At 31.6% G+C, this 16,800-nt stretch carries 19 protein-coding genes; all 19 read left to right on the top strand.

Translation table 11 applies throughout. The features are described from left to right. The first annotated feature begins 42 nt into the window (after window positions 1-42). Window positions 43-1,308: a 3-isopropylmalate dehydratase large subunit gene (leuC, locus tag DFR80_RS03025; RefSeq protein WP_076543622.1), complete on the top strand. Its 1,266-nt coding sequence runs from the start codon at window positions 43-45 to the stop codon at window positions 1,306-1,308. After that, window positions 1,308-1,799 carry a 3-isopropylmalate dehydratase small subunit gene (gene leuD, locus DFR80_RS03020; protein WP_076543621.1) on the top strand — a complete coding sequence of 164 codons (492 nt, stop codon included), beginning with the start codon at window positions 1,308-1,310 and terminating at the stop codon, window positions 1,797-1,799. Before leuC ends, leuD begins: the two co-directional genes overlap by 1 nt. Further along, window positions 1,800-2,867 (top strand): 3-isopropylmalate dehydrogenase, encoded by a 1,068-nt coding sequence (locus tag DFR80_RS03015; protein WP_076543620.1) that lies wholly within the window; start codon window positions 1,800-1,802, stop codon window positions 2,865-2,867. It abuts the gene before it with no gap. A 9-nt stretch (window positions 2,868-2,876) separates the two neighbouring features. Further along, the gene (cimA, locus tag DFR80_RS03010) at window positions 2,877-4,451 is read left to right on the top strand and encodes a citramalate synthase (protein ID WP_076543619.1); all 1,575 of its coding nucleotides are present in this window, start codon (window positions 2,877-2,879) and stop codon (window positions 4,449-4,451) included. 278 nt (window positions 4,452-4,729) lie between these two features. Beyond that, complete coding sequence (locus DFR80_RS03005) at window positions 4,730-6,400, top strand: GspE/PulE family protein (protein WP_076543685.1); 1,671 nt, start codon at window positions 4,730-4,732, stop codon at window positions 6,398-6,400. Beyond that, the gene (locus tag DFR80_RS03000) at window positions 6,397-7,452 is read left to right on the top strand and encodes a type II secretion system F family protein (RefSeq protein ID WP_369862580.1); all 1,056 of its coding nucleotides are present in this window, start codon (window positions 6,397-6,399) and stop codon (window positions 7,450-7,452) included. The genes DFR80_RS03005 and DFR80_RS03000 overlap by 4 nt, the downstream gene beginning before the upstream one ends. Before the next feature lie 73 nt (window positions 7,453-7,525). After that, window positions 7,526-7,969: a type IV pilin protein gene (locus DFR80_RS02995; protein WP_114489170.1), complete on the top strand. Its 444-nt coding sequence runs from the start codon at window positions 7,526-7,528 to the stop codon at window positions 7,967-7,969. A 4-nt stretch (window positions 7,970-7,973) separates the two neighbouring features. Further along, the gene (locus DFR80_RS02990) at window positions 7,974-8,456 is read left to right on the top strand and encodes a Tfp pilus assembly protein FimT/FimU (RefSeq protein ID WP_114489169.1); all 483 of its coding nucleotides are present in this window, start codon (window positions 7,974-7,976) and stop codon (window positions 8,454-8,456) included. Then, the gene (locus tag DFR80_RS02985) at window positions 8,446-8,856 is read left to right on the top strand and encodes a prepilin-type N-terminal cleavage/methylation domain-containing protein (protein ID WP_076543615.1); all 411 of its coding nucleotides are present in this window, start codon (window positions 8,446-8,448) and stop codon (window positions 8,854-8,856) included. The genes DFR80_RS02990 and DFR80_RS02985 overlap by 11 nt, the downstream gene beginning before the upstream one ends. Next, window positions 8,828-9,337, top strand: coding sequence for a PilW family protein (locus DFR80_RS02980; protein ID WP_114489168.1), 510 nt, complete (start codon window positions 8,828-8,830; stop codon window positions 9,335-9,337). Before DFR80_RS02985 ends, DFR80_RS02980 begins: the two co-directional genes overlap by 29 nt. Window positions 9,338-9,370: 33 nt before the next feature. Beyond that, window positions 9,371-9,754, top strand: coding sequence for a hypothetical protein (locus DFR80_RS02975; protein WP_076543613.1), 384 nt, complete (start codon window positions 9,371-9,373; stop codon window positions 9,752-9,754). Between the two features lie 2 nt (window positions 9,755-9,756). Next, a complete protein-coding gene (locus DFR80_RS02970; RefSeq protein ID WP_114489167.1) occupies window positions 9,757-10,500 on the top strand; it encodes a hypothetical protein in 744 nt (247 codons plus the stop codon). Beyond that, a complete protein-coding gene (locus DFR80_RS02965) occupies window positions 10,491-10,955 on the top strand; it encodes a PilN domain-containing protein (RefSeq protein WP_114489166.1) in 465 nt (154 codons plus the stop codon). The genes DFR80_RS02970 and DFR80_RS02965 overlap by 10 nt, the downstream gene beginning before the upstream one ends. Window positions 10,956-10,967: 12 nt before the next feature. Continuing rightward, window positions 10,968-11,426, top strand: coding sequence for a hypothetical protein (locus DFR80_RS02960; RefSeq protein WP_114489165.1), 459 nt, complete (start codon window positions 10,968-10,970; stop codon window positions 11,424-11,426). After that, window positions 11,427-12,155: a hypothetical protein gene (locus DFR80_RS02955; RefSeq protein ID WP_114489164.1), complete on the top strand. Its 729-nt coding sequence runs from the start codon at window positions 11,427-11,429 to the stop codon at window positions 12,153-12,155. Continuing rightward, window positions 12,145-13,470 (top strand): type II secretion system protein GspD, encoded by a 1,326-nt coding sequence (locus tag DFR80_RS02950; RefSeq protein ID WP_114489163.1) that lies wholly within the window; start codon window positions 12,145-12,147, stop codon window positions 13,468-13,470. The genes DFR80_RS02955 and DFR80_RS02950 overlap by 11 nt, the downstream gene beginning before the upstream one ends. Before the next feature lie 218 nt (window positions 13,471-13,688). Then, on the top strand, window positions 13,689-15,290 hold the full coding sequence (gene aroB / locus DFR80_RS02945) for a 3-dehydroquinate synthase (RefSeq protein ID WP_076543607.1): 1,602 nt from the start codon (window positions 13,689-13,691) through the stop codon (window positions 15,288-15,290). After that, entirely contained in the window at window positions 15,272-15,718 is a 447-nt protein-coding gene (gene aroQ, locus DFR80_RS02940; protein WP_114489162.1) for a type II 3-dehydroquinate dehydratase, read from the top strand. Before aroB ends, aroQ begins: the two co-directional genes overlap by 19 nt. Continuing rightward, window positions 15,718-16,785: a Xaa-Pro peptidase family protein gene (locus DFR80_RS02935; protein ID WP_114489161.1), complete on the top strand. Its 1,068-nt coding sequence runs from the start codon at window positions 15,718-15,720 to the stop codon at window positions 16,783-16,785. Before aroQ ends, DFR80_RS02935 begins: the two co-directional genes overlap by 1 nt. The last annotated feature ends 15 nt before the right edge of the window (window positions 16,786-16,800 follow it).

The raw sequence follows: 16,800 nt of genomic DNA, 5'->3' as shown, positions 1-16,800 counted from the left end.
ATCTATAATATTATAAGGAATTTAAGAGGAGTGATTAACTAAATGGGAATGACAATGATTGAAAAAATCCTGGCTGCTCATTCTGATCGGGATGAATTAAAACCTGGAGAGATAGTAAACGCCAGAGTTGATATGGTGCTCGGTAATGATATAACAACTCCAGTGGCAGTAAAGGAATTTGAAAAAATTGGTGTGGATAAAGTCTTTGATAAGGATAGAATTGCAATTGTACCTGATCATTTTACTCCAAATAAGGATATTAAAGCAGCAGAGCAGGTTAATATGATCAGAAAGTTTGCCAAAAAATATGAAATTACAAATTTCTTTGAAGTGGGTCAGATGGGAATTGAGCATGTCTTACTACCGGAAAAGGGATTAACTTTGCCTGGTGAAATTATTATTGGTGCGGATTCTCACACCTGTACCTATGGTGCTTTGGGTGCTTTAGGAACTGGAGTTGGAAGTACTGATATGGCAGCAGCTATGGCTACAGGTAAAGCCTGGTTTAAGGTGCCACCTACAATTAAAATTATTTATAAAGGTGAGCTTAAGCCTCACGTTAGTGGTAAGGATTTAATTTTATATACAATTGGGAAAATTGGTGTAGATGGTGCTTTATATAAAGCGATGGAATTTACAGGAGAAGCAATTGAAAATCTTTCTATGGACGGCAGAATGACAATGTCTAATATGGCAATTGAAGCTGGAGGTAAAGCGGGATTAATTGCAGCAGACGAGAAAACAGAAGCCTATCTTAAAGATAAAGCTCAGCGTGATTATACTGTACTTAATGCAGATCCAGATGCAGAATATGAGAAGGTAATCGAGATAGATGTCAGTCAAATCACACCTCAGATTGCTTTTCCTAGTCTGCCTGAAAATACCAAAGGGCTGGATGAAATCGAAGAAAAAATTGAAATTCAGCAGGCGGTTATTGGTTCCTGTACCAATGGTCGACTGGAAGATTTAAGAGTAGCAGCAGAAATATTAAAAGGACATACAGTTAACGAAAATGTTCGCTGTCTTGTATTTCCAGGGACTCAGAAGATTTACAAACAGGCAATGAATGAAGGATTATTTGATATTTTTATTGATGCCGGAGTAGCAGTTTCTACACCAACCTGTGGACCCTGCCTGGGTGGACATATGGGTATTTTAGCTGAAGGTGAAAAAGCTATTTCTACAACCAACCGTAATTTTGTCGGTCGGATGGGTTCAACTAAAAGTGAAGTTTATCTGGCTAGTCCAGCTGTGGCGGCAGCATCAGCAATCAAAGGCTATATTGCCGGTCCAGAGGAGGTTAAATAATGAAATTAAAAGGAAAAGTATTTAAATATGGAGATAATGTAGATACAGATGTGATTATTCCAGCTCGCTATCTTAATTCATCGGATCCAGCCAATTTAGCGGCTCACTGTATGGAAGACATTGACGAAAATTTTGCTGAAGAGGTAACTGACGGTGATATTATTGTTGGTGGTAAAAACTTTGGCTCCGGTTCTTCTCGAGAACATGCTCCTCTTGCTATTAAATATGCAGGGGTTTCCTGTGTGATAGCAGAAAGTTTTGCCCGAATTTTTTATCGTAACTCGATTAATATTGGTCTTCCAATCTTAGAGTCACCGGAAGCTGTTAAAGCAGCCGAAGCAGGAGATGAGCTGGAAGTTGATATTGATCAGGGTGAAATTAAAAATATGCGCACAGGTGAGACTTATCAGGCAGAACCATTCCCTCCCTTTATGCAGGAAATTATTAAAGATGGCGGTTTAATCGAACATGTCAAAAAGGAGCTGGTATAGATGAGTAATATAGCATATATACCGGGTGACGGAATTGGAGAAGAGGTTACCCGACAGGGAATAAAAGTTTTAGAGTATCTGGATAATGCCTATAATCTTGGTCTGAAGTTCGAAAAATTTGATCTGGGGGCTGAACGATATTTAAAAACAGGCGATATTTTACCTGATGATGTTTTAAATAAGTTGGAAACCTTTGACTCAATTTATCTGGGAGCTGTTGGGGATCCACGAGTTGAGCCAGGAATTCTAGAAAAGGGAATTTTACTTAAACTTCGCTTTTATTTTGACCAGTATGTAAATTTAAGACCTATTAAATTGTATAAAGAAGAATTTTCTCCTCTTAAAGGTAAAGGAATTAAAGATATTGATTTTACTGTTGTTAGAGAAAATACTGAAGGAATTTATGCTGGTATAGGTGGCTTTTTAAAGAAAGATACTCCAGATGAAGTGGCTACTCAGGAAATGATTTCTACTCGTAAAGGTGTGGATAGAGTAATCAAATATGCTTTTGAGTATGCTCAAGAATTTGGTAGAGAACCTAAACTAACTGTCTGTGATAAGAGTAATGTATTGACCTATGCTCATAATCTGTGGCAGCGCTCTTTTAAAGAAATGGGTAAAAATTATCCTGATGTTGAACAAAATCACTTTTTAGTTGATGCAATTACCATGAAAATGGTTCGTAATCCGGAAATTTTTGATGTAATTGTTACCTGTAATATTTTTGGTGATATCATTACTGATCTTGGAGCAGAAATTCAGGGAGGAATGGGAATGGCTGTTTCTGGTAATATAAATCCAGAAAGCATTTCTATGTTTGAACCCGTTCATGGAAGTGCACCCGATATTGCCGGTCAAAATATAGCTAATCCACTGGCAGCCGTTTTAGCAGCGGGAATGATGCTCAGAGAACTTGGCCATGGTAATTTGACACCAAAGGTAGAAGAGGCAGTTAAGGATGCTTTAGAGAATAATATGGTTACTTCCGATCAGGGTGGAGACTTAAGTACAGATGAAGTTGGGGATTATCTGGTTCAAAATCTTAAAAGCAAAGAGGAAGGTGAGTAGTGATGACTAGTGGGATTAACACTTTATGATACAACTTTAAGAGATGGCTCACAGGGAGAAGGAATTTCTTTATCACTTGATGATAAGCTCAGAATTACAAGACAGTTAGATCGTTTTGGAATTGATTTCATTGAAGGAGGATGGCCGGGTTCCAATCCTAAAGATGAGGCTTATTTTCGCGAAGTTCAGAATATGAATTTAGATCACGCTAAAATAACTGCTTTCAGTTCAACCAGAAGAGCTAATATAAGAGCTGCAGAAGACAGTAATATTTTAAAACTTGTTGAAGCAGGAGTTGATTATGTTACTATTTTTGCTAAAAGTTGGGATCTTCATGTAACTGATGCTCTTCAGATTCCACTAAAGGAAAATATAGAAATGATTAAAGATACTGTTTCTTTTTTAAAGTCAGAAGGATTAAATGTATTCTTTGATGCTGAACATTTCTTTGATGGTTATCTTGCTAATCCAAATTATGCTTTAAAAACATTAAAGGTGGCTGCTGAAGCGGGAGCTGAACTTTTAATTTTATGTGATACTAATGGAGGAATGCTTCCCTCTCAGGTGACAAAAATAGTGCAGGAAGTTAAGGCAGAGTGTGATACTCCACTTGGTATTCATTCTCATAATGATGGCAATCTGGCTGTAGCAAATTCTCTGGCGGCTTATGAGGAAGGTGCAGTTCAGGTTCAGGGCACGGTTGGAGGTCTGGGAGAGCGCTGTGGTAATGCTGATTTGTGCAGTGTTATTCCTGCTCTACAGTTAAAGTATGGTGAAGAACTGGTGACCTCTGAACAATTAAAACAATTAAAACCACTTTATTTCTTTGTTACTGAAACTGCCAATTTAATCCCAATTAATAATAAGCCCTATGTGGGGAAAAGTGCTTTTACTCATAAGGGAGGAATTCATGTCAGTGCGGTTCGTAAAAATCCTCATACTTATGAGCATATAGAGCCGGAGTTGGTTGGTAATGAGCGCCGGGTACTTGTTTCTGAGTTAGCTGGAAAGTCAAATCTGAGGTATAAGTTAAAAGAAATTGGTTTTAATCTTGAAGATTTTTCTGATGCAATGATAAAAAAACTGATCAAAAAAGTTAAATCATTAGAAAATCAGGGTTATCAGTTTGAAGGAGCAGAGGCTTCACTGATTCTTCTAGCCTTCAGAGAATTTAAGGATTATAATCCTTTTTTTGAGATAGAAGATTTTAGAACCAATAGTGTAAACCGTGATAATAAAACCTATTCAGAAGCTGTAGTAAAAATGAAGGTTAATGGTGAGAAGGTTCATATTGCTGCTGAAGGAGATGGTCCTGTTAATGCGCTGGATAATTGTTTTCGTAAGGCTTTAGTATCATTTTATCCGGAAATAACCGAAACCAAACTAATTGATTATAAGGTTAGGGTTTTGAACGGAAATGATGGTACCGCAGCTAAGGTAAGAGTATTAATTGAAACTGCTGATCTGGAAAAATCATGGACAACTGTTGGAGTTTCTACCAATATTATTCAGGCATCCTGGGATGCACTACTGGATAGTATAGAATACTGGCTTTTAATTGAAGCAGGAATAAGTATAAATTAAAAATGAGATAATTTAAAGAGACAGCTGTAGAGTAAGATCTGCAGCTGTTTTACTATGTTATTGTGTTATTTTTCACTAATAAAATAGTTATTAATGTATAAAATTAGAAATAATTTAACTATTAATTTGTATAAAAAGAAAAAAATTACAAAAATATGCAGGAGAATTTTTTTTGACCACGAATTAATAAATTATCATAGAATTTTTTAACAATTAATTTAAATAAAATAAAAATATGGTAATTAATTAAAGAGAAAAGATAAATGGGTGGTAATTTTATGCAAAATTTTTGTGAATATTTATACAAAAAATATAGTTTTGATCAGAAAATTAGAAATGAAATTGAATCAAAAATTACAGAAAAAGGAACTAAGTCTTTAATAAATTATATAAAGGAAGAAAATATATTAAGCGAAAAACAGTTGCTGCAGGCAGTATCCGTATATTTTGAAATTGAATTGTTTGAAAATTCGCAGGTTAAGGTAGATAAAAAAATTGCTCTTAAGCTTGATCTTTCTCAGTCTGAAAAATATAGGCTTTTATTACTGCAAAAAAATGAAAAGATAATAATATTTGGCAGTATTTATCCTCCTGATTTGTTTTTAAAAGAAAAGTTAAAATACCAGTTTAAAAGCAGTATTAAATTTTATTTAATGACCGAAGTTGAATTTAATAGAGTAAAAAATTCAATTTATAATAGTTATTTTCAATTGGATCAGCAGGAACTGCTGAGTGATTTTGGGAATTTTAAAAAAATTGATAGCAGGGATATTGATAGCTTAAAAGATCTTGTTGATGATGCACCAGTGGTTAAATTACTCAATAAAATTTTAACTGAAGCAATTTCATTAAATGCAAGTGATATTCATCTGGAAAAAAAGAAAAATTACTTTAAAATTAGATACAGAATTGACGGTATTTTAAAAAGTTATTATAACTTGCCTGTCGAAATAGCAGCAGCTGTTATTTCAAGAATTAAAATAATTTCAGGAATGGATATTACAATACGTCATTTACCTCAGGATGGAAAACTGGAATTTAAATTCCAAAATTCTAATTATGATATTCGCTGTTCAGTCATTCCAACTATTTATGGAGAAAAGGCGGTTTTGAGACTTCTTTTAAGAAGTGAAAAATTATTGTCAGTTAAAGAACTAAATTTAAATAGCTATAATCTAAAAAGATTCAAAAATATTTTTAAATATAATTCTGGAATAATATTACTTTCAGGCCCTACCGGAAGTGGTAAAACAACAACTTTATTTTCAATTTTAAATAGGCTGGCTGCAGAAAAAAATAATATTATTACTGTAGAAAATCCTGTTGAATATAGATTAGAGCTTCTAAATCAAATTGAAATTAATAATGCTCAGGGCTTAAGTTTTCCTGTTATTTTGAGATCTATATTAAGACAGGATCCTGATATTATTATGATTGGAGAAATAAGGGATAAAGAAACTGCAGAAATTGCAGTAAGAGCAGCCATTACAGGCCATCTGGTTTTAAGTACTATACACACCATTGATAGTGTTTCTGCTGTAACAAGACTTATTGATATGGGGATAGCCCCATATTTAATTAGCAGTACTCTTAAAGCAGTTGTAGCCCAGAGGTTACTGCGTAAATTATGCCCGGATTGCAGAGAAAAAAGAAAAATCACCCGAGAAGAGATTAATTTTATTGGAGAACAAAAATGTAAATATGTTTTTCAGGCTGTAGGCTGTCAAAACTGTAGTGAGGGTTATCTGGGAAGAACTGCAGCAGCAGAAGTACTACTGATTAATAAGGAATTAAGAAAACTGATCAGTCAGCAGGCAGATTATGAGCTGCTCAAAAAAGCAGCGCTGACTTCAGGAATGTTAAGTCTGGCTGATTCTGCTTTTAAAAAGTTAAAAAAAGGTGTCACCTCAAGCGAGGAAATTCTAAGAGTAATCGAACTTAATTCCTGAGACAGGAGGAGATTCAAATTAATTTAAATAGAAAATTTGATCTTAAATTTTTTGCGTCTCAGCTTAAAATAATGTTAGATTCTGGCTTGAATTTAAACAGATCTTTAATGATCATCTCAAAACAGACAAAAGTTCAGCAGGAAGAAAAAATTTACGGAGAGCTGTTAAAAAATATTGAGTCAGGTTTAAGTCTTGCTGAAGCAATGGAAGAGGAAGAAGTTTTCACCAGTCTTTTTACTGAAGTAGTCAGAGCGGGAGAAGAAAGTGGGACTCTGGTTGAAGTTTTAGAAAAGCTGGAGAAATATTACAGCAGCCGAGAAAAGCTGAAAAAAGAAATTAAAAAAGCAGTTTTTTATCCACTTACTGTAATTATTACTATTTTTACTGCAGCTGTTTTTATTTTTAAATTTATTTTACCTGTATTTGTGGATCTATTCGCAGAATTTAGTGGAGAACTACCGCTAATTACTGAGATATTTTTGCTGTTGAGTCGAGCATTTAATGATTATTTCTATATAATAATAATTTTCATAATATTTTCAATAATATCTTTTGTATATTTTTACAAAAGTGAGAAGAGGAGAGATTTAAAAAGTAAAATCATTATGCATATTCCGTTTTTATCAGTTGTTTATCGTGATTTGATTTTAACTCAAATAGCTATTTATTTAGCTCTATTCTTAAAAAGTGGTTTAAAATTAATTTCTGCCCTGGAACTTGTAAAGAATATAATCAGTGATTATCATTATCAAAATTTTATAGATAAAACAACTTTGAATATTTCAAAAGGGGCTTCTTTAGCGGAGTGTTTTGCGGATAGTAGATATATTCCTGATCTATTTTACTATCTTATAATGACTGGCGAAGAGACAGCCCGAATGGAAACTATGTTGGAAAGAGCAGGTGATTATTATTATCAAAAATTAAATGATGAAATTGCTCAAATGCTGCAGTATTTAGAGCCGTTTTTAATAACATTAACTGCAATTTTTGTTGCTTTACTTGCTGCAGCAGTAATAATGCCAATGTTTCAGATCTATTTAATTATTTAATTTTATGTTTAGGCTTATTTAAATTGATTTAGCTTCAACTTAATGGAAACTTAACAGAGAAAGGAATTTATTAATGATAATTGAATCTAATTTAATAAACAGAAATTTGACTAAAAATGAAGAGGGATTTACTCTAATTGAATTATTAATAGTAATTGTAGTACTTGGAATTTTAATGTCAATGGCTGTACCTGCATTAAGTGGAGTTAAAAATAAAGCAGATACAGCAGTAGCTAAAGCTGATCTTCATAATATCATGCAGAGTCTTGAAATGTATTATCTTGATCATGGTGAATATCCTGGCCAAAGTACTAAAAGTGATATAAGTTCGATTAGCAGTGATTTAACTGAATTAAATATAAAAAATTCAGAGACTGATTACAGTTATCAGAGTGATTCTGATACTGGAGCAGAAAAATATATAATAATTTATCAAGCTGCTGCAGATGAATTTTATTATATTTCTACTGCCGAATCTTCCCTAATTGGACCTGAAGCTACAGAACCTACATTATAGCTCAATGGAAAATAGGCAGGGTTTTACTTTGATTGAGATTTTAGTTGTAATTACAGTAATGGGGATTTTATTTACAATAAGTTATCGTCCACAGTTTAAAAATGATTTTACAATCAGGCAGGAAATTAACTGTTTAGCAGCAGATTTTAGGTGGGCCAGAAATAAGGCAATCCTGGATAATCAGACTTATATTTTTAGAATTTATACAATTAAGGAAAGTCCTGAATCCAGTAAAATCCCTTATTACTTTTATGTTGAAGAAGATGAAAATATGATTATTAAGAAAAAAGGGTACTATTCTTCTGATTTGATTCTTTATAAAACCTTAAGCTATAAAGCGGTAACAGATAATTATTATGAATGGATTAGATTTAATAATACAGCTACAGCTAGAGGCGGAACAGTTGCCCTGGCTAAGGCAAAAACAGGGGCCAGAAAATATTCAATTACAGTAAATCAATTAGGGAGGGTTAAAGTTGAAAAATAATGCTGGATTTTCTTTACTGGAGGTTATAATAACAATTTCTCTAGCAGGAGCTGTTCTGGCAGTGATGAGCAGAACAATCAAAACTGGACTGGAAGTACACACTTTTCTTGCAGACAAAAATGCAGCTGTAAACTGGACTGAGTCTGTATTAGAGGCTTATAAAAATAGAGAATTAATTAGTGAGGGGGTTGAAGACAGCAGCAGTGAGTTTATTAGAAATTTAGAAATGCTGGAAAATGAATCTCTACCCAGAGATTACGAGATGACAAGAGTTGAGGTGATTCCATATGAAAAAGATGGAATAAAATATGATGGTTTATATAAGTTAAAGGTTGAAGTTGATTTTAAATGTAGGAATAAGGAGCATCAGAATGAAGTTTTCAGTTTGTTGCAGAAATGAACTTAAGGTTGAAGAAGGATTTACTCTGTTAGAAATATTGATAGTAATTACTATCTCATCTTTGCTGGCTGCAATCTTTATGCAATTAATTATCAGCCTCTATCAAAGCAATAATTTTTTAAACCTTCAAAATTCCTGGCAGCTGGATGGTTATTTGGTTGTTGATTTTATGTCCTTACAAATTAGAAATGCCAGTAAAGTTGAGATTATTAATCAGAAAGAAATTGATGTTTTCAGCTATTATGGCGAAGAATATCAGTGGCTTAAATTTAATATCTATCAGAGTGGGGGACATAATGCTCTTGGGAGAGCAATTGGAAGTAATAATCCTGATTTTAAAGATTTTGGTAGAAACCTTGCTCTGGTAGATCAGATTGAAGATTTAAATTTTAAATTAGTAGATCCAGATTTGCTTAAAATCACTCTTTGGGTAAAAAAAGGAGAGAAAAAATTAATTATTAGCAGGTTAATAGATTTATAGATTTAAAAACAATAATAAAAGCAGGTTTAGATTATGATGATAAAAAATAATAATGGCTTTGTTTTATTTCTAAATTTGATTTTGATTACATTAATTGGGCTGTTTATACCTCTTTTAATTCAACAACAAAGAATTAATTTTAAAATTTTAGATAATAGAATTGTGGCAGCTCAAAATAAAGAAGCAGTTGATTCAGCTCTGCAGTATCAGCTCTATTTTTTGAAAAACGAAGATCTACTGCTTAATGAAAAACTGGAATTAACTAGTGAGTTAAAAGTAAATATTTATGGAAGGGAGGATGATACATTTATCTATCTTTTTGCCAGAATTGATAGTGAAATTCCTTATAATGCTGAAATGAAACTGGAAAAAGAAAGTTTAAGAATCATTGAGAAAAAAATATATAGGAGTGATTGATAATGTTTAATAATTATTATTCAGTAACAATACCGGCTGAGGACAGTCTGAAGAATTTAGTTGCCAGAGCAAAAGACAATAAGATTAATTTTGTAGATGGTATTAATGAGATTTCTTCTATAGGTAAAATCAAAAGATTTAATTTTAACTGTCAGTATATAGTTTTGCTGCCTGCAGCTTCACTTTTTTATCACTCAGTTGCACTGGAAGAAAAGAACCCTTATCGAATTAGTGAAGATAATATTTTGAGTAAATTTGCTGAGGTAAAAAGTAATTTTGAAGACGAATACTACTATGATTATTTAGAAATAGTCTCCGATCAGACTCAGGAACGAGAGGTTAAATTTTTTGCAGCGGATAAAAGAATGCTGGATCCCATAACCGCAGATATGGAAAAATATAAAAATAATTATTTGGTTTCGGCTCTTCCAGTTGCTATATTTTCAGTAATCAATAAAATTGTAGATGCAGAAAACTATCTTCTTTATTATCAAATAAATGGCAGCTATACCTTACTGACTGCATTAAATAAAAAACTTGATCTACTTCAGTCCTCAATTAAAGAGAAAGAGTTGAAACAGGAAATTAAAAGAACAAAAAAATATTATTTAAATAATAAAAATATTAAACTTGAGATTCTGGAAGGAAAAAGTGATTTGCTAAATCTTGGTGATTTAATAGATTTAGAAGCAGATGATTTTGTGTTTTTGACTTCTTTACTCTGGAGTATCAGCAAATGCCAGTGATTTTTAAAGAAAAGAATTTTGACCGAACATTGATTTTAATAAAATATTTTTTAGTTATTATTTTAGTACTGCTTATAGCCCTAATTATTGTAAATTATAATCTCAAAAATAAAAATAACATTTATCAATCCAAATTAGAACAGCTTAAAAAAGAGGCAGACAAATACTTTTATTTAAATAAAGAAAAAAGTAAAAATAAAAACCAACAAAATATTACTCCCAAAAAATATATTTTATTAAAAACTCTGGCAGCAAATACTGAAAACGTGATTTTTAATTCTGTATATTTCAAAAATAACAAAATTATTCTGAATGCAGAAAGTGAAAACCAGAAAAATATATTTAGATTTATTGAGCATTTAAAAACTAATAATAATTTAACCAATATAAATTTAGTTAAGATCAGACAAAATAATAAATATTTTTTTCAACTTGAAGCAAATATAAGTCGGTAATGGGGTGTAAGGATGGAAAAAAATATGAACAAACCACTAATAATTTCTTTATCTTTTTTGGTCTGTTTTTTATTAATTATACAGCTTGGAAATAGCAGAGTATTATTTGATAGACAAAAAACACTTAAAGAAAACATAGAAAAACAGCAGCAGAAAAATATTTTATTAAAAAATAAATATTCTTTAAATGAGACCTTTTCTCAAGCTGCTTCTCGAGAAAAAATAGTTAATTTAAAAGAAATAACTACCCAAATACTTGCAGAATTAAAGCTTTATCATTTAATATTAATTGATTTTAGCAGTACAAAAAATGAACTTAATTTAAATTTAACTGGAGACTTTAATTCTTTTCTGAAATTTCTATACTATATAGAAAATGAACTAAAAGTTTTAAAGATTGAAGAATTTAAAATAAAGGACAATAGTAAAAGCTTATTTTTCTTTTTAAAATTAAAAAAAGAGCTGATTTAGATGAAGAAAATTCTTATAAATAAAAAAATGATTTTATTTTTAGCTGTTGGATTATTGCTTATAGTCTTTTTGATCTGGACCCAATTTTTTGGAGTTGAAATAAGCGATATTTATGATCAGCCTGATAAGTTTAAAAATGATAAAATATTTGCTGAGAAATCGAAGCAGAAAAAAATAGTTAAAACAGAAAATGAGGTTTCTAAAGAAAAAATAAATGAAGTAAAAAATGAAACACAACTGAAAACAAAAATTAAAGAAATTGCTTTGATCAGCGAGATCAAAGACCCCTTTAAGTCTGTTAACAGCTCTCAGAACTCTAAAAAAAGAGCTTTAAAAAGTATAAATAAACCAGATCAGTTGTCAGAAAGTAATAATAAAGAAAATTATAATCCAAAACTTATAGATTTAGAAAAAAATATTATAGCTGATGATTTAAATAACCATTCCAGTAAAGATAATAAGCTGCAGGTTAAAAATAATAATGCTAATGAGGCAAAAAAAATAAATATAGAAAGGGTTAAACTTCCCTTTAAATTATTGGGTATTATTCGAAAAGGAACAAAATCTACTGCTTTATTTCTCTACCGCGGACAAACTGTGACTAAAAAAGAAAATGATAAAATTGGTAGGTTTACAATTAAAAAAATTAATAACAATAAATTAACTATCAGTTATCAAAAAGCTGAAAGAATGATCAATCTCTGGGAGGTTGAAGGAAATGAAAAGTAAAGTACAGAAAGTGTTTCAAATATCAATTATTTTAGTTATTATTTTGCTGGTTTCCGCTTTTGTTAAAGCAGAAAAAGGATCGGAAAATAATTTGATCTCAATTAATTTAAGAGATGTAGAGCTGGAAACAGCTCTAATTATGCTGGCAAATACTGCTGATAAAAATTTGATTTGTGACAGTTCAGTTAAAGGAAAAATTACAGTTATTTTTAATGATATTCCCTTTGAAAATGCTTTGAATTTAATTACTGACAGTTTCAATCTTGATTACAGTTATCAAAAACAAATAATTTATATTAGTACAAGAGAAAAAATGGCTGCCAGAAATCAAAAATTTGTCAGTAAAAGTTATAAATTCAATAATTTAAGTTCTGAATTAGCTGCTGAGATTTTAAGAAATAACTTTGAAGAAATTAAGATTATTAACTTAAATAGTGAAGGTCTGATTATTAACTGCAAGGAGAAAAATTTAAAAGAGTTAGAAAAAATAATATCTCAGATAGATCAGCCTCAAAAACAAATAATGATCAAAGCTAGAATAGAAGAAATAAGCAGAACAAAGATAAAAGAATTGGGTATTAATCCCAATCAGCTGGCTGAATTAAAGATTATAAAAAATGATTCTGGAAATATTGAAAAATTAAAACCGGGGTGGCCGGAAACACTTAAAGCGCTGAATGAAAAAGGGCTTTCCAATATTCTGGCAAATCCCAGCCTGATGACACTGGATCGAAAAAAAGCAAAACTTGTAATTGGTGATCAAATTCCAGTTAAACTGGAAAGAATAGAATCAGATAAAACTGTATCAACTATAAGTTATATTGAAGCAGGTATAGTTCTTGAATTTCTCCCTAAAATTATTAATCAAAATCAAATTCTTCTCGAAATAAAGCCTTCAGTAAATAGTATAGGACAAATACTGGCAGATGGATTACCGGCAGTGAATTCGCGCAGTGCAGAGACTACGGTTATATTAGAAGACGGAGAAACACTTGCAATTGGTGGTTTGATTAAAAAGGATGAACTTAAAACTGTTAAAGAAATTCCTATTCTTGCTGATTTACCACTTCTTGGATCTCTTTTTTCTGCCGCAAAGAATACAGATATAGAAACAGAACTTATAATATTTATAACTCCAGAAATAATAGAATCAGAAGTCAGAATAGTTCAAAATAAAATAACAGAAAGTAATAATAATGAAATTAATAAAAAAATAAATAGTCAAAAAGAGGAGATTAAAGGGGAAAAGCAGAATAAAAACAATAGAGAGTTTAAAACACTAACTGAGGAAGAATTAAAAGAAATTCTCAATTAATAAAAGGATATTTGCAGTTTTTAGAGAAATTTAATTCAGGGGAAACCCTGAATTTTCTTTTAATTAATTTCATTTTTTTCTATATTTGCTTACGTACTACAGGCAGTATTCAATATAAGTGTAGTTACAGTAGCTCCAGTATTCTGGACTATTTTAGGTTTTGCCGGGGCTTATATTATAAATTTTAAAGATTATTAGTTTGAGGAGGAGAATAGTAGATGAAAATAGTTTTAACCGGTTTTATGACTGCAGGAAAGACTACAGTCGCCAAAATTCTGGCTGATAAAAAGAATTTTAATTTTTATGATAGTGATGATTTAATAGAAGCCAGAGAAAAGATGAGTATTGAGGAGATTTTTACAGTTAAAGGAGAAGATTATTTTAGAGAAGTTGAAAAAGATATTATAGGTGAGCTGCTAAATTCAGACGAAGATCTGGTTTTATCTCCGGGAGGAGGAGCTGTTTTAAATGATGAACTGCGGCAGCTGATGCTGAATCAGGCTGAAGTTTTCTGTCTTGATGTTAGTGCTGAGGAAGTACTGAGCCGAAATAAAAATGATGAAATTGTCAGACCTCTTTTGGAGGTCGATAATCCTCTGGGGAAAATTAATTCTCTTTTAACTGAAAGGGAAAAGTATTATCAGGAGATCCCCATTCATTTTGATAGTGAACGATATTCAGCAGCTGAAATTGCTGACCAAATTTTAGCAGAGATTCCTGATCAAAAACTTAAAATTGAAATTAAGGCTCAAAACTCTTCTTATCCTGTAATAGTTGATAAAAATTTTAAACAGAGCAGTTTTAATATAATTTTAGAGAAGATAAAAGGACGAAAAGTATTCTTACTGGCCGATCAAATAGTAATGGACAACCATGCAGAACCAATTCTTAGTCTAATCAAAAAAAATGCTGAACTTATCAAATTAGAACTTGAGGCTGGAGAAAAAATCAAGGACCTTGAGTATTTAAAGCAGGCATATGATATTTTATATGAAAATAATTTTACTCGTTCAGATTATGTAATTGCTTTTGGAGGAGGCACAATTGGAGATCTTGGAGGCTTAATTGCTTCAACGTATTTACGAGGATTAAAATTGATTCAGATGCCTACAACTTTGATTTCTCAGCTTGACAGTAGTGTAGGAGGAAAGACAGCTGTAAATTTTAGAGATACTAAAAATTTAATCGGTAGTTTTTATCAGGCTGATCTTGTCTATTATCAATTGCACTGGCTTGATAGTCTGGAGATGAGAGAAATAAAATCAGGTCTGGGAGAGGTAATTAAATATGCTATCCTGGGTGGTAATCCGCTTTTTGATATTTTAAATAAGAACAGAAAAGAAATTATAAATTTAAATAAAGATATTATGCTTAAAATCTCAAAAATTTCTCTAGAAATGAAAGATTATTATGTAAGTGAAGATGTCAAAGATCGGGGATTACGCAAAAAATTGAATTTGGGACACAGTTTTGGTCATGCTGTAGAAGGCGCGGAAAAATTTAGATTTAAACATGGTGAGGCTGTTGTGATGGGAATAGCTTTTACAGCTTTTTTATCGTATAAAATTGGTGATTTAAAGAAAGATGTTTTTAATAAAATTATTGATTTGATTCAAACTTTTGATTATCAAATTTTTCCATCTCAAGACATTGAAGCTGCAGAACTGGCATCATATATTGCACATGATAAAAAAATTAGTGATAATAAAATGTGGTGGGTTTTGATTAAGGATTTAGGTTCTACATACTTAAGTGATGAATTTGATCACAAAAATATTCAAAAATATATGGAGGAATACTTATGCAAAAAGTGGCTGTAATACATGGTCCTAATTTAAATATGCTGGGATTGAGAGAGCCAGAAATTTACGGGACAACAAATTTAGAAATGTTAAATGAAGATTTAAAAGTGAAAGCTAAAGAGATAAATGTAAAAATTGAAATTATTCAGAGCAACCATGAGGGCGAGATTTGTGATTATTTACATCAAAATTATAAAAATTTGGATGGTATAATTATCAATCCAGGTGGTTTGACTCATACTAGTGTTGTATTGAGGGATGCACTGGCTTCTGTAAGAATACCGGTAATTGAAGTGCATATTAGTAATATCCACCGCCGGGAAGAGTTTAGAAAGAAATCTATAACTGCCGAAGCGGCTGTTGGTCAGATTACCGGACTTGGAGTATATGGATATCTTCTGGCTTTAGATGCTTTAAAAGAGGTTTTGCGAAAGGAGAAATATTAGTGGAAAAACGTATAAATAAACTTAGAGAAAAAATGAAAGAAAAAGATATTGAGGCTTTTTTGGTTACGAAAAAAGAAAATGTTCGCTATTTAAGTCAATTTACTGGAACTGCAGGTAAGCTTTTAATTACAGAAACTGATAGTGTTTTTATTACTGATTTTCGCTATTTGGATCAGGCTGCAGAACAGACTGATGGCTGTGTAATTGAAGAAATTAGCAGTAATTTCATTGAGGGTTTTGCAGAGTTAATAAAAAGAAAAAAAATTAACAATTTAAGTTTTGAAAGTCAGGACCTTAATTTTAAAACATATCAGAAATTGAAGAATAAATTAGAAGTAGAAAGTCTAAATCCTGTTGAATCAGTGGTTGAAGACTTAAGAATGATTAAAGATTTAAATGAAGTAGATAAGATAAAAAAAGCTGTGGAAATTGCTGATAGAGCCTTTGATTTTTTACTCGAATTTATTGAAGTTGGTAAAAGTGAAAAAGAAATTGCGCTTGAGCTTGAATTTTTTATGAAAAAAAATGGTGGGGAGGCAAATGCCTTTGATTTTATAGTAGCTTCCGGTAAAAGAGGAGCATTACCTCACGGAGTTGCTTCAAAAAAGATTATAGAAAAGGGAGATCTGATAACCATTGATTTTGGTACAGTTTTTCAGGGCTATCATTCTGATATTACCAGAACAGTGGCTGTCGGGGAGCCTGATTCCGAACTTAAAGAAATCTATCAGCTTGTTTTACGGGCCCAGCAAAAAGTGATTTCTAAAATCAGCAGTGGAATGGACTGTATTGAGGCAGATAAGATTGCTAGAGATTTAATTAAAGAAGCCGGCTATGGAGATAACTTTGGTCATGGTCTGGGCCATGGAATAGGGCTTGAAATTCACGAAAATCCAAGGTTATCTTATACTTCGGACGGGATTTTGAAACCAGGAATGGTAGTTACGGATGAACCTGGTATTTATATTTCTGGTCTGGGTGGAGTTAGAATTGAAGATGATTTATTAATAACTGAAGAGGGATGTGAAGTTTTAAATTCAGCTCCTAAAGAACTGATTGTTTTATAAACTTATACGGCTGAA

It is taken from the genome of Halanaerobium sp. ST460_2HS_T2 (assembly GCF_003337665.1).
In the GTDB taxonomy this organism is placed as follows: Bacteria; Bacillota; Halanaerobiia; order Halanaerobiales; family Halanaerobiaceae; genus Halanaerobium; species Halanaerobium kushneri.
Note: the sequence above shows the minus strand (reverse complement) of the source record. Positions and strands in the feature narration are given on the sequence as shown.

Coding starts and splice junctions, on each gene's coding strand:
- leuC (WP_076543622.1), top strand. CDS start 43: ATGGGAATGACAATGATTGAAAAAATCCTGGCTGCTCATTCTGATCGG.
- leuD (WP_076543621.1), top strand. CDS start 1,308: ATGAAATTAAAAGGAAAAGTATTTAAATATGGAGATAATGTAGATACA.
- DFR80_RS03015 (WP_076543620.1), top strand. CDS start 1,800: ATGAGTAATATAGCATATATACCGGGTGACGGAATTGGAGAAGAGGTT.
- DFR80_RS03005 (WP_076543685.1), top strand. CDS start 4,730: ATGCAAAATTTTTGTGAATATTTATACAAAAAATATAGTTTTGATCAG.
- DFR80_RS02995 (WP_114489170.1), top strand. CDS start 7,526: ATGATAATTGAATCTAATTTAATAAACAGAAATTTGACTAAAAATGAA.
- DFR80_RS02990 (WP_114489169.1), top strand. CDS start 7,974: ATGGAAAATAGGCAGGGTTTTACTTTGATTGAGATTTTAGTTGTAATT.
- DFR80_RS02980 (WP_114489168.1), top strand. CDS start 8,828: ATGAAGTTTTCAGTTTGTTGCAGAAATGAACTTAAGGTTGAAGAAGGA.
- DFR80_RS02975 (WP_076543613.1), top strand. CDS start 9,371: ATGATGATAAAAAATAATAATGGCTTTGTTTTATTTCTAAATTTGATT.
- DFR80_RS02970 (WP_114489167.1), top strand. CDS start 9,757: ATGTTTAATAATTATTATTCAGTAACAATACCGGCTGAGGACAGTCTG.
- DFR80_RS02965 (WP_114489166.1), top strand. CDS start 10,491: ATGCCAGTGATTTTTAAAGAAAAGAATTTTGACCGAACATTGATTTTA.
- DFR80_RS02960 (WP_114489165.1), top strand. CDS start 10,968: ATGGAAAAAAATATGAACAAACCACTAATAATTTCTTTATCTTTTTTG.
- DFR80_RS02955 (WP_114489164.1), top strand. CDS start 11,427: ATGAAGAAAATTCTTATAAATAAAAAAATGATTTTATTTTTAGCTGTT.
- DFR80_RS02950 (WP_114489163.1), top strand. CDS start 12,145: ATGAAAAGTAAAGTACAGAAAGTGTTTCAAATATCAATTATTTTAGTT.
- aroB (WP_076543607.1), top strand. CDS start 13,689: ATGAAAATAGTTTTAACCGGTTTTATGACTGCAGGAAAGACTACAGTC.
- aroQ (WP_114489162.1), top strand. CDS start 15,272: ATGCAAAAAGTGGCTGTAATACATGGTCCTAATTTAAATATGCTGGGA.